Origin of the sequence: Kitasatospora sp. NPDC057595 (assembly GCF_042800875.1) — a bacterium.
GTDB lineage: Bacteria > Actinomycetota > Actinomycetes > Streptomycetales > Streptomycetaceae > Kitasatospora.
Genome location: NZ_JBHVGL010000027.1, coordinates 81942 through 91893, shown reverse-complemented (window position 1 = coordinate 91893; position 9952 = coordinate 81942). Strand labels below are relative to the sequence as shown.

The 9952-nt window shown below is 72.7% G+C and carries 12 protein-coding genes and 1 tRNA gene; 8 read left to right on the top strand and 5 right to left on the bottom strand.

The annotated features are described in order from the left end of the window. The first annotated feature begins 3 nt into the window (after nucleotides 1–3). Nucleotides 4–78: transfer RNA gene (locus ACFU9E_RS31310), tRNA-Gln, on the top strand. Between the two features lie 168 nt (nucleotides 79–246). Here the strand turns inward: ACFU9E_RS31310 and ACFU9E_RS31305 are convergent. Continuing rightward, nucleotides 247–960 (bottom strand): IclR family transcriptional regulator, encoded by a 714-nt coding sequence (locus tag ACFU9E_RS31305; RefSeq protein WP_030306825.1) that lies wholly within the window; start codon nucleotides 958–960, stop codon nucleotides 247–249. 231 nt (nucleotides 961–1191) lie between these two features. On the opposite strand from ACFU9E_RS31305, the gene leuC reads away from it, so the two are divergent. The 4 genes from leuC (at nucleotide 1192) to ACFU9E_RS31285 (ending at nucleotide 4606) form a co-directional block, all read left to right on the top strand. Beyond that, the gene (leuC, locus tag ACFU9E_RS31300) at nucleotides 1192–2613 is read left to right on the top strand and encodes a 3-isopropylmalate dehydratase large subunit (RefSeq protein WP_380685771.1); all 1422 of its coding nucleotides are present in this window, start codon (nucleotides 1192–1194) and stop codon (nucleotides 2611–2613) included. Between the two features lie 5 nt (nucleotides 2614–2618). Then, nucleotides 2619–3215 (top strand): 3-isopropylmalate dehydratase small subunit, encoded by a 597-nt coding sequence (leuD, locus tag ACFU9E_RS31295; RefSeq protein ID WP_380685769.1) that lies wholly within the window; start codon nucleotides 2619–2621, stop codon nucleotides 3213–3215. A 184-nt stretch (nucleotides 3216–3399) separates the two neighbouring features. Beyond that, the gene (locus ACFU9E_RS31290; protein ID WP_380685766.1) at nucleotides 3400–3747 is read left to right on the top strand and encodes a hypothetical protein; all 348 of its coding nucleotides are present in this window, start codon (nucleotides 3400–3402) and stop codon (nucleotides 3745–3747) included. Between the two features lie 133 nt (nucleotides 3748–3880). After that, on the top strand, nucleotides 3881–4606 hold the full coding sequence (locus ACFU9E_RS31285; protein ID WP_380685764.1) for an HU family DNA-binding protein: 726 nt from the start codon (nucleotides 3881–3883) through the stop codon (nucleotides 4604–4606). Nucleotides 4607–4753: 147 nt separating this feature from the next. On the opposite strand, the gene ACFU9E_RS31280 is transcribed toward ACFU9E_RS31285, so the two are convergent. Together ACFU9E_RS31280 and cofC are read right to left on the bottom strand one after the other, a co-directional pair. Continuing rightward, the gene (locus tag ACFU9E_RS31280; protein WP_093860412.1) at nucleotides 4754–4975 is read right to left on the bottom strand and encodes a hypothetical protein; all 222 of its coding nucleotides are present in this window, start codon (nucleotides 4973–4975) and stop codon (nucleotides 4754–4756) included. A 42-nt stretch (nucleotides 4976–5017) separates the two neighbouring features. Then, entirely contained in the window at nucleotides 5018–5719 is a 702-nt protein-coding gene (gene cofC / locus ACFU9E_RS31275) for a 2-phospho-L-lactate guanylyltransferase (RefSeq protein ID WP_380685762.1), read from the bottom strand. A gap of 213 nt (nucleotides 5720–5932) precedes the next feature. Between cofC and ACFU9E_RS31270 the strand changes: the two genes are divergently transcribed. From ACFU9E_RS31270 to ACFU9E_RS31260, 3 genes are all read left to right on the top strand, one after another. After that, nucleotides 5933–6760, top strand: a complete 828-nt coding sequence (locus tag ACFU9E_RS31270) for a lysophospholipid acyltransferase family protein (RefSeq protein ID WP_380685759.1) — start codon at nucleotides 5933–5935, stop codon at nucleotides 6758–6760. Continuing rightward, entirely contained in the window at nucleotides 6757–7758 is a 1002-nt protein-coding gene (locus ACFU9E_RS31265; RefSeq protein WP_380685757.1) for an NAD(P)H-dependent glycerol-3-phosphate dehydrogenase, read from the top strand. Before ACFU9E_RS31270 ends, ACFU9E_RS31265 begins: the two co-directional genes overlap by 4 nt. Nucleotides 7759–7834: 76 nt before the next feature. Next, nucleotides 7835–8977, top strand: a complete 1143-nt coding sequence (locus ACFU9E_RS31260; RefSeq protein ID WP_380685755.1) for a D-alanine--D-alanine ligase family protein — start codon at nucleotides 7835–7837, stop codon at nucleotides 8975–8977. A gap of 68 nt (nucleotides 8978–9045) precedes the next feature. Here the strand turns inward: ACFU9E_RS31260 and ACFU9E_RS31255 are convergent, their stop codons facing one another. Together ACFU9E_RS31255 and ACFU9E_RS31250 are read right to left on the bottom strand one after the other, a co-directional pair. Further along, nucleotides 9046–9564: a DUF3515 domain-containing protein gene (locus ACFU9E_RS31255; protein WP_380689206.1), complete on the bottom strand. Its 519-nt coding sequence runs from the start codon at nucleotides 9562–9564 to the stop codon at nucleotides 9046–9048. A 20-nt stretch (nucleotides 9565–9584) separates the two neighbouring features. Continuing rightward, a complete protein-coding gene (locus ACFU9E_RS31250) occupies nucleotides 9585–9818 on the bottom strand; it encodes an Lrp/AsnC family transcriptional regulator (RefSeq protein ID WP_380689208.1) in 234 nt (77 codons plus the stop codon). Between the last annotated feature and the right edge of the window lie 134 nt (nucleotides 9819–9952).

Below are 9952 nucleotides of genomic sequence, written 5' to 3'. Positions count from 1 at the left end.
GGTTGGGGTATGGTGTAATTGGCAGCACGAGTGATTCTGGTTCATTTAGTCTAGGTTCGAGTCCTGGTACCCCAGCCAGATAAGGAAGGCCCCGGTTTCCCGGGGTCTTTTTCGTTTTCCCGGACCCGGGAATTCCACCGACCCGAAGGGCCCCGCTCGGCATCGAGCGGGGCCCTTCTCGGTCGTGCGGCGGGGGAGTGGGGGGAACGGGGGAGCGGATGGGGGAAGGAGCGAACGGGGTGGGGGTCAGCTGCGGCGCAGGGCCTCGGTGAGCCGGTTGGCGGCCTCGATGATGGCCTGCGCGTGCAGCCGGCCCGGGTGGCGGGTCAGGCGCTCGATCGGCCCGGAGACCGAGACGGCGGCCACGACGCGGTTGGAGGGGCCGCGGACCGGCGCGGAGACGGACGCCACGCCCGGCTCCCGCTCGCCGATCGACTGGGCCCAGCCGCGCCGCCGGACGCCGCTGAGCGCGGTGGCGGTGAACCGGGCGCCCTGCAGACCGCGGTGGAGCCGCTCGGGCTCCTCCCAGGCCAGCAGGACCTGGGCGGCCGAGCCGGCCTTCATCGGCAGGGTGCTGCCGACCGGGACGGTGTCCCGCAGGCCGGAGAGCCGCTCGGCGGCCGCGACGCAGATCCGCATCTCGCCCTGCCGGCGGTAGAGCTGTGCGCTCTCGCCGGTGACGTCGCGCAGGTGGGTCAGGACCGGGCCCGCGGTGGCGAGCAGCCGGTCCTCACCCGCCGCGGCGGAGAGTTCGGACAGGCGGGGACCGAGGATGAAACGTCCCTGCATGTCCCTGGTGACCAGGCGGTGGTGTTCGAGTGCGACGGCGAGTCTGTGGGCCGTGGGGCGCGCCAGACCGGTGGCGGCGACCAGCCCCGCCAACGTGGCGGGGCCCGACTCCAGTGCGCTCAGCACCAGAGCGGCCTTGTCGAGCACGCCGACGCCGCTAGAGTTGTCCATGCCCTAAGACTGCAGTCTCATTCCGCGAGACGCAAGTTCAATCTTCCGCGAAAAGCGCCACTCTGGATGCAGCAGCCCGGGAGAAGTCCAGGATGCGGCCCCGTCGAGGCGTCCGCATCGTGGACACCGATCCGGCGTGCAGGCCGCGCGACGCGGGCCGCACAGGGCGGCGACAGCTTTGACCTCGACGACACGAGAAGGCCGGCAACGCGGCCGGCTGGAGGGAACCCGATGGGACGGACACTCGCAGAGAAGGTCTGGGACGACCACGTCGTGCGGCGCGCGGAGGGCGAGCCCGACCTGCTCTTCATCGACCTGCACCTGCTCCACGAGGTGACCAGCCCGCAGGCCTTCGACGGCCTCCGGCTGGCCGGGCGCACGGTCCGCCGCACCGATCTCACGATCGCCACCGAGGACCACAACACCCCGACCCTGGACATCGACAAGCCGATCGCCGACCCGGTCTCCAGGGTCCAGCTGGAGACCCTGCGCAGGAACGCGGCCGAGTTCGGCGTCCGGATCCACTCGCTGGGCGACGTCGAGCAGGGCGTCGTGCACGTGGTCGGCCCGCAGCTGGGTCTGACCCAGCCCGGCACCACCGTGGTCTGTGGCGATTCCCACACCTCCACCCACGGCGCCTTCGGCGCGCTGGCCTTCGGCATCGGCACCAGCCAGGTCGAGCACGTGCTGGCCACCCAGACCCTGCCGCTGGCCCCGTTCCGGACCATGGCGATCACCGTCGAGGGCGAACTGCCCGAGGGCGTCACCGCCAAGGACCTGATCCTGGCGATCATCACGAGGATCGGCACCGGCGGCGGCCAGGGCTACGTCCTGGAGTACCGCGGTTCGGCGATCCGCGGCCTCTCCATGGAGGCCCGGATGACCGTCTGCAACATGTCCATCGAGGCGGGCGCCCGGGCCGGCATGATCGCCCCCGACGAGACCACCTTCGCGTACCTGAAGGGCCGCCCGCACGCCCCGCAGGGCGAGGACTGGGACGCCGCGGTCGAGTACTGGAAGACCCTGGGCACCGACGAGGACGCGGTCTTCGACCACGAGATCTTCATCGACGCCACCGAGCTGACCCCGTTCGTCACCTGGGGCACCAACCCGGGCCAGGGCGCCCCGCTCGGCGCCAGCGTGCCGGACCCGGCGTCCTTCGCCGACCCGCAGGAGCGGATCGCCGCCGAGAACGCCCTGGCGTACATGGGCCTGGAGGCCGGCACCCCGCTGCGCGAGGTCGCGGTCGACGCGGTCTTCGTCGGCTCCTGCACCAACGGCCGGATCGAGGACCTGCGCGCCGCCGCCGACCTGCTGCGCGGACGCCGGATCGCCGACGGCGTGCGGATGCTGGTCGTCCCCGGCTCCGTCCGGGTCGCCCTGCAGGCCGTCGAGGAGGGCCTGGACAAGGTGTTCACCGCCGCCGGCGCCGAATGGCGGCACGCGGGCTGCTCGATGTGCCTGGGCATGAACCCCGACCAGCTGGCCCCCGGCGAGCGCTGCGCCTCCACCTCGAACCGCAACTTCGAGGGCCGCCAGGGCAAGGGCGGACGCACCCACCTGGTCTCGCCGCAGGTCGCCGCCGCGACCGCCGTCCTGGGCCGCCTGGCGGCCCCCGCCGATCTGGTGGCGGACGCCGCCGTGGAGGTCTGAGCAGCATGGAGAAGTTCACCACCCACACCGGCCGGGCCGTGCCGCTGCGCCGCAGCAACGTCGACACCGACCAGATCATCCCCGCCCACTGGCTCAAGAAGGTCACCCGTTCCGGTTTCGAGGGCGGGCTGTTCGAGGCCTGGCGCAAGGACGAGTCGTTCGTCCTGAACCGGCCCGAGCGCCAGGGCGCCACCGTCCTGGTGGCCGGCCCCGAGTTCGGCACCGGCTCCTCCCGCGAGCACGCCGTCTGGGCGCTGCAGAACTACGGCTTCCACGCGGTGATCTCCTCGCGCTTCGCCGACATCTTCCGCGGCAACTCGCTGAAGAACGGCCTGCTGACCGTGGTCCTCCCGCAGGAGACCGTCGAGCGGCTGTGGGAGCTCACCGAGGCCGACCCGACCGCCGAGATCACCGTCGACCTGGAGGCCCGCGAGGTGCGCGCCGAGGGCGTCACCGCGTCCTTCGAACTGGACGACAACGTGCGGTGGCGGCTGCTCAACGGCCTGGACGACATCAGCATCACACTGCGGAACGAGGCCGACATCGCCGCGTTCGAGGCCCGTCGCCCCTCGTTCAAGCCGCGTACCCTGCCGGTGGCCTGAGATCCCGTTCTGAACAAGCATTCTGACGAACCGCCGGATGGCCCGCTCCCCCCTCGGGGGGGCGGGCCATCCGCCGTTCCGGGGCGCGAGTTGTGCCCGCCCGCCGCCCCCGGATTGGGGATTCGGTTTTGCGACAGAGGGCCCCGCAGCATGCACAACTGCGCGTAGATGGCACAATCAGTGCATGCACCGGCACCATGAACCTCCGTACGCGGGCGGCGAACCCGCGTCACCGGAGTCCACGGGCCGGGGATCCGAACGCCGAATTGACGATCGGCCGGAGGCCGCAACCTCACCTGCTGAGGGGCCGGACGACCCGGAAGTCGCAGCGCTCTTCGCGCTTGTGGCCGAGCGGTTGAAGCAAGCTCACGACCGCGTGCATGCGCTGAACGTGTCTGCCGATGCAAAGACCGCTCTCACCCGTCAACTGCTCATCGTCACGGAGACCGCCAAGCGCGATCTTCCGGAGGCGGCGCGGCGGTTGAGTCGCTTTGTGCAGGACCTCGACGAGGGGCGCCCGCCCGTCGACTGAGGTCGCCGACGCGCAAATCCATTGCGACACTAGGGTGATTCGCGCGTTTGGTAATTGAAAGTCCGCAGATACATACCTAACGTGCGAAAAGAACGGATGGAATCATCCGGCGCCCGTTTCCGAAGGGGAAGACGTGAACAAGGCTCAGCTTGTCGAAGCGGTGGCCGAGCAGCTGGGCGGTCGCAAGGCTGCCGCAGAGGCCGTCGACGCAGTGCTCGACACCATGGTGCGCGCCGTCGTGGCCGGCGACCGCGTTTCGGTCACCGGTTTCGGCACCTTTGAGAAGGTCGAGCGCTCCGCGCGCTTCGCCCGCAACCCGCAGACCGGCGAGAAGGTCAAGGTCAAGAAGACCTCGGTGCCCCGCTTCCGTCCGGGCCAGGGCTTCAAGGACCTGGTCAGCGGCGCCAAGAAGCTGCCGAAGGAAGGCCCCTCGGTGAAGAAGGCCCCCAAGGGCTCCCTCACCCCGGGCAAGAGCGGCGTCGCCGCGACCCCGGCCGCCAAGCGGGCCGCCACCAAGCGTGCCGCCACGGCTGCCGCCGCTGCCGCCGCGACCCCGGCCAAGAAGGCCGCCGCCAAGAAGGCGACCGCCACCAAGGCCGCCGCCACCCCGGCGAAGAAGACCACGGCCGCCGCCAAGAAGGCGACCGCGACCAAGAAGACCACCACCGCCGCCGCGAAGAAGACCACCGCGACCGCGACCAAGAAGACCGCCGCGGCCGCCAAGAAGACGGCGACCACGGCTGCCGCCAAGAAGACCACCGCGACCGCCAAGAAGGCGACCGCCACGGCCAAGAAGACGGCGCCGGCGAAGAAGACCGCCACCCGCAAGACCACCGCGCGCAAGACCTCCGCCAAGTAGTCCCCGCGGGTCCTCGCCGGACGGCCTCCGAGAGCCGTGGCGTCGTCCTCTCCCCGGAATTCCGGGAAGGGCGGCACCACGGCTCTCCGCCTTTTCCGGGATTTCCCGGCGGCGGGACCGTGGACGGTGCGCGGCGGCGGCGCGGGGTCAGTCCGCGGCCGGGTCCGGGAAGGTCTGCAGTGTCAGGAAGACCACCCGGCGGGCCTCGCCGGCGCCCTCGGTGCGGATCCGCACCCGCTGGCCCGGGCGCAGCAGCCGCAGACCGCCGGCGTCGAAGGCGGCCGCGTCGAACGGCACCGGGGTCCCGTCGTCGAGCAGCACGGAGCCGGCCCGGGTGGCGGGGTCGAAGGTGAACGCGGTGGCCTGCATGGCAGCAGCATAGCGAGGGCCTCCGACAGCGGCCCCGTCGTCTCAGCGGGGCCGTCGCGGCGGCAGGTAGCCGAGCCGGGCCGCCAGCGCACGGGTGTGCGGGCCGACGCCGAGTGCCAGCGCCTGCGCCAGGTCCTCCCCGGTGTCGACGTCCCGGCGGACCGACTCGACGTCGGGCAGCCGCAGTTCACGGGCGCCGCCGGCCGCGTGCCGGGCCCGTGAGCCGTCCCCGAACGCGGGGGCGAGCGGGCTGCCCGGGGCGCAGGCCAGCAGGGTGGTGCCCAGCCCCGGGGCGTCCGGCAGGAAGGCCCGGCCGGTCGCGGGCACCGCGCCCAGCACCCGGCCCAGCTCGGCCGGGCGCAGCGCCGGCAGGTCCGCCGAGAGCGCGGCCAGCGGCGCGCGGGGCGCGAGGACCAGCGCGGCCGCCGCGCCGTGCGCCAGGGCCTCGTTGAGTCCGTCGCCGGGTTCGTCGTCGACCACCCGGGCACCGAGCGCGGCCAGCCGGGCGCCGGCCGCGGTGTCCCGGGTGACCACCAGGACCCGGCCGACCCCCGCCGTGGCCAGCGCGGCGGTGACGGTGTCCAGGGCGAAGCAGAGTGCGAGGTCCGGGCGGTGCGGGCCGGCGAACGGGGCCAGCCGGGACTTGGCCCGGTCGAGCCGTTTGAGCGGCAGCACCAGCGACCAGCCGGCGGCGGGTGCGGGGGGCGCGACGGGCTCGCTGGGGCGTACGGTGTCCTGGGTCATCGGCGTCATTGTGACGCTGGTCCCGGAGCCCTCGCCAGGCCGTCCGAACTGTGCGGACGTGCGTTTGATCACGCCCGAGCGGCGGGTGGGCGGGGTTGCTCGACAGCCGGTGAGCGGTCGGGCGAGACTGTTCCGCGCCCGCGCCCCGAGAGGTCGTGGAAGCGAGATCGACCGCGGCACCCCAGCGTGCCGCCCGGATGAGGAGGACCTGGGGTGGCCCGCCGCTCGTACGCCAGCTTCGGCAACGCCGACTACGGCTTCTGGTACCGCTTCGCGGCCGTGCTGGTGAAGCCGGTGACGACCGCCCTGGTCAAGCCGGACTGGCGGGGCTGGGAGCACCTCCCGAAGGAGGGCGGCTTCATCGCCGCGGTCAACCACAACTCGATCATCGACCCCGTGGTGTACGCGCACTGGCAGTACAACAGCGGGCGGCCGCCGCGGATCCTGGGCAAGTCCTCGCTGTTCTCGGTCCCGTTCATCGGGTTCATGCTCCGCAAGACCGGCCAGATCCCGGTGTTCCGCGAGTCGACCGACGCGGCGCAGGCGTTCCGGGCCGCCATCGAGGCCGTCGACCGGGGCCAGTGCGTGCAGTTCTACCCGGAGGGCACGCTCACCCGGGACCCGGACCTGTGGCCGATGACCGGCAAGAGCGGCGTCGCCCGGGTGGCGCTGATGACCGGCGCGCCGGTCATCCCGGTCGCCCACTGGGGCGCCCACGAGATCATCCCGCCGTACGGCAGGGGCGGTTCGGGCAAGGGCAAGTTCAACCTCTTCCCGCGGCACCGGGTGACGGTGGCGGCCGGACCGGCCGTCGACCTCAGCAGGTACCAGGGGCAGGAGCTGACCGCCCAGGTGCTCAGGGACGCCACCGAGGACATCATGGCGGCGATCACCGCCGTGCTCGCCGACATCCGCGGCGAGGAACCGCCCGCCGAGCGGTACGACATGCGGGAGGCCGCCCGGAAGCGGGCCGCCGCCGCGGCGGCCCGGCGGCCCGACCGGGCCCGGGGCACCGACGAGAACGAGGAGGGCGTGAAGTGACCCGCTGCGCCGTGTTCGGCACCGGCTCCTGGGGCACCGCGTTCGCGATGATCCTCGCCGACGCCGGCTGCGAGGTGGCCCTCTGGGGCCGCCGCCAGGAGCTGGTGGACGCCATCAACGCCACCCACGCCAACCCGGACTACCTGCCCGGTCTGCGGCTCGCGGACTCGGTCCGGGCCACCACCGACCCCGCCGAGGCGCTGGCCGGGGCGGACTTCGCGGTGCTGGCGGTGCCCTCGCAGACGCTGCGCGCGAACCTGGCCGCCTGGGCGCCGCTGCTGGAGCCCCAGACCGTCCTGGTCAGCCTGATGAAGGGCATCGAACTCGGCACCGTCAAGCGGATGAGCGAGGTCGTCGCCGAGGTCGCCGGAGTCGGTCCGGAGCGGATCGCCGTGGTCAGCGGGCCGAACCTGGCCCCGGAGATCGCCAACCGGCAGCCGGCCGCCAGTGTGGTCGCCTGCACCGACGAGGCGGTCGCCAAGCGGTTCCAGGCGGCCTGCCACACGCCGTACTTCCGGCCGTACACCAATACCGACGTGATCGGCTGCGAGCTCGGCGGCGCGGTCAAGAACGTGATCGGCCTGGCGGTCGGCATGGCCGACGGCATGGGGCTGGGCGACAACACCAAGGCGACGCTGATGACCCGCGGGCTCGCCGAGACCACCCGGCTGGGGCTGGTGCTGGGCGCGGACCCGCACACCTTCGCCGGGCTGGCGGGCATGGGCGACCTGGTGGCGACCTGCTCCTCGCCGCTCTCCCGCAACCACACCTTCGGCACCAACCTGGGCCGTGGCATGTCGCTCGCCGAGACCATCGCGGCCACCCGGCAGACCGCCGAGGGCGTCAAGTCCTGCGAGTCGGTGCTCGACCTGGCCCGGCGCAACGGCGTCGACATGCCGATCGTCGAGGCGGTGGTGGACGTCGTCCACCACGGCCGGCCCACCCAGGAGGCGCTGCGGGCGCTGATGTCCCGCTCGGCCAAGCCCGAGCGGCGCTAGGGCCCGTCTCGGGTCAGGGTCCGTCTCGGGTCGGTCGCGAGGAGGTCACGGGCCTCGGGGTACTCTCGGTCGCGATATGAGCATCGAACAGACCTCCCAGAACCCGTCCGCGAAGCCGCGGGTCGCCGTCGTGTTCGGCGGCCGCAGCTCCGAGCACGCCATCTCGGTCTCGACCGCGGGCAGCGTGCTGAAGGCGATCGACCGCGACAAGTACGAGGTGCTGCCGATCGGCATCACCCACGAGGGCCGCTGGGCGCTGGTCAGCGACGAGCCGGCCCGGATGGCCATCACCGACGGCCGGCTGCCGGACGTCGACCACGTCGCCGAGTCCACCGAGGGCCAGGTCGCGCTGCCGGTCGGCCCCGGCAGCCGCGAGGTGGTCTGGAGCGAGCCCGGCTCCGCGCCCAAGGTGCTCGGCGAGGTGGACGTGGTCTTCCCGCTGCTGCACGGGCCGTGGGGCGAGGACGGCACCCTGCAGGGCCTGTTGGAGCTCTCCGGGGTGCCCTACGTCGGCAACGGCGTGCTCGCCAGCGCCGCGGGCATGGACAAGGAGTTCACCAAGCGCCTGCTGGCCTCGCACGGCCTGGGCGTCGGGCGGTACACCGTGGTCCGGCCGCGCGAGTGGGAGAGCGAGGAGGGCCGCGCCGCCGTCCGCGAGCGCGCCTCGGTGCTGGGCCTGCCGCTGTTCGTGAAGCCCTGCCGGGCCGGCTCCAGCATGGGCATCACCAAGGTCAAGGACCTCTCCGACCTCGACGCCGCGATCGAGGAGGCCCGCCGGCACGACCCCAAGCTGATCATCGAGGCCGGTGTGTCCGGCCGCGAGATCGAGTGCGCGGTGCTGGAGTTCGAGGACGGCCCGCGGGCCAGCGTCCCGGCCGAGATCCTGGTCGGCGGCGACTACGAGTTCTACGACTTCGAGGCCAAGTACATCGACTCCTCCGAGGTCCGGATCCCGGCCGAGCTCTCCGCCGAGGAGACCGCCGAGATCCGCCGGCAGGCGATCGCCGCCTTCGAGGCGCTCGGCTGCGAGGGCCTGGCCCGGGTCGACTTCTTCCTGCTGGACGACGGCGGCTGGATGGTCAACGAGGTCAACACCATGCCCGGCTTCACCCCGATCTCGGCCTTCCCGAAGATGTGGGAGGCCAGCGGGCTGTCGTACCCGGAGCTGATCGACCGGCTGCTGCGGGCGGCGCTGCGCCGCCCGACCGGCCTGCGGTAACCGCGCGCGGACGGACGCAGGGCGGCCCCGGAGCCCCGGGACCGCCCTGCGCGTGCGTCGGGGCGCGGTCAGGGGATGTTGGCCTTGACCACGTCGGAGAGCGCGGCGGCGGCGTCCAGCGGGTTGGCGGCGGCCCCGCCGGGGACGGTCACCTCGACGAAGGCGGCGCGCTGGGTGGCGGTGAACCGGTAGCCGCCGTCGGAGAGCTGCTCCGGCCACCAGGTGACGTCGTTGACGGTCGGCGAGATCTCCGCCTGCTTCTCGTCGACCAGCCCCTCGGGGTGCGGCACGCCGCAGCGCAGCACGATCCGCGGCGAGGCGGCCCAGGCGGCGACGTACGGGGAGGCCGGGTCCGGGTCCTTGCGGGCGTGGCCGAGGAGTTCCTGCGGCAGGGCGGCGGCGAGGGCCCGGCAGTACTGAGCGGCCTTGCCCCGGGGCTCGGGCGTCTCGACCTTGGGTTCGACGGGCGCGCTCCAGCTGCCGATCAGCACCACGACCGTGCAGGCGAGCGCGGTCGGCACCGCCAGCCACCGGACGGGGGCCGGCAGTGCCGCGAGGAAGCGGGGGGCTCGGAGTTGTCGGGTCACCCGCCGATGGTAAGCGCGTCTTACAGATGGACGACGGGACAGGTGAGGGTTCGGGTGATGCCCTCGATCTGCTGGACCTTCGCGACCACCAGACGACCGAGGTCGTCCACCGTGTCCGCCTCGGCCCGGACGATCACGTCGTACGGGCCGGTGACGTCCTCGGCCTGGATGACTCCGGGGATCTTGGAGATGGACTCGGCAACGGCGCTGGCCTTGCCGACCTCGGTCTGAATCAGGATGTAGGCCTGTACCACGGGGACCTCCCGGCGGCTGGGTTCGGGGATCACCGCCGTGATCGCCCGGTGGGGCGCGGGGTGGGGGAACGGGGTCACGGCAGACTGATCACCACGCTACCTCCCGGCGGGCCGGGGAGGGGAGACCCGTGCGC

Coding starts and splice junctions, on each gene's coding strand:
- cofC (WP_380685762.1), bottom strand. CDS start 5,719: ATGACCCAGGACACCGTACGCCCCAGCGAGCCCGTCGCGCCCCCCGCA.
- ACFU9E_RS31260 (WP_380685755.1), top strand. CDS start 7,835: ATGAGCATCGAACAGACCTCCCAGAACCCGTCCGCGAAGCCGCGGGTC.
- ACFU9E_RS31280 (WP_093860412.1), bottom strand. CDS start 4,975: ATGCAGGCCACCGCGTTCACCTTCGACCCCGCCACCCGGGCCGGCTCC.
- leuC (WP_380685771.1), top strand. CDS start 1,192: ATGGGACGGACACTCGCAGAGAAGGTCTGGGACGACCACGTCGTGCGG.
- ACFU9E_RS31305 (WP_030306825.1), bottom strand. CDS start 960: ATGGACAACTCTAGCGGCGTCGGCGTGCTCGACAAGGCCGCTCTGGTG.
- ACFU9E_RS31290 (WP_380685766.1), top strand. CDS start 3,400: ATGCACCGGCACCATGAACCTCCGTACGCGGGCGGCGAACCCGCGTCA.
- leuD (WP_380685769.1), top strand. CDS start 2,619: ATGGAGAAGTTCACCACCCACACCGGCCGGGCCGTGCCGCTGCGCCGC.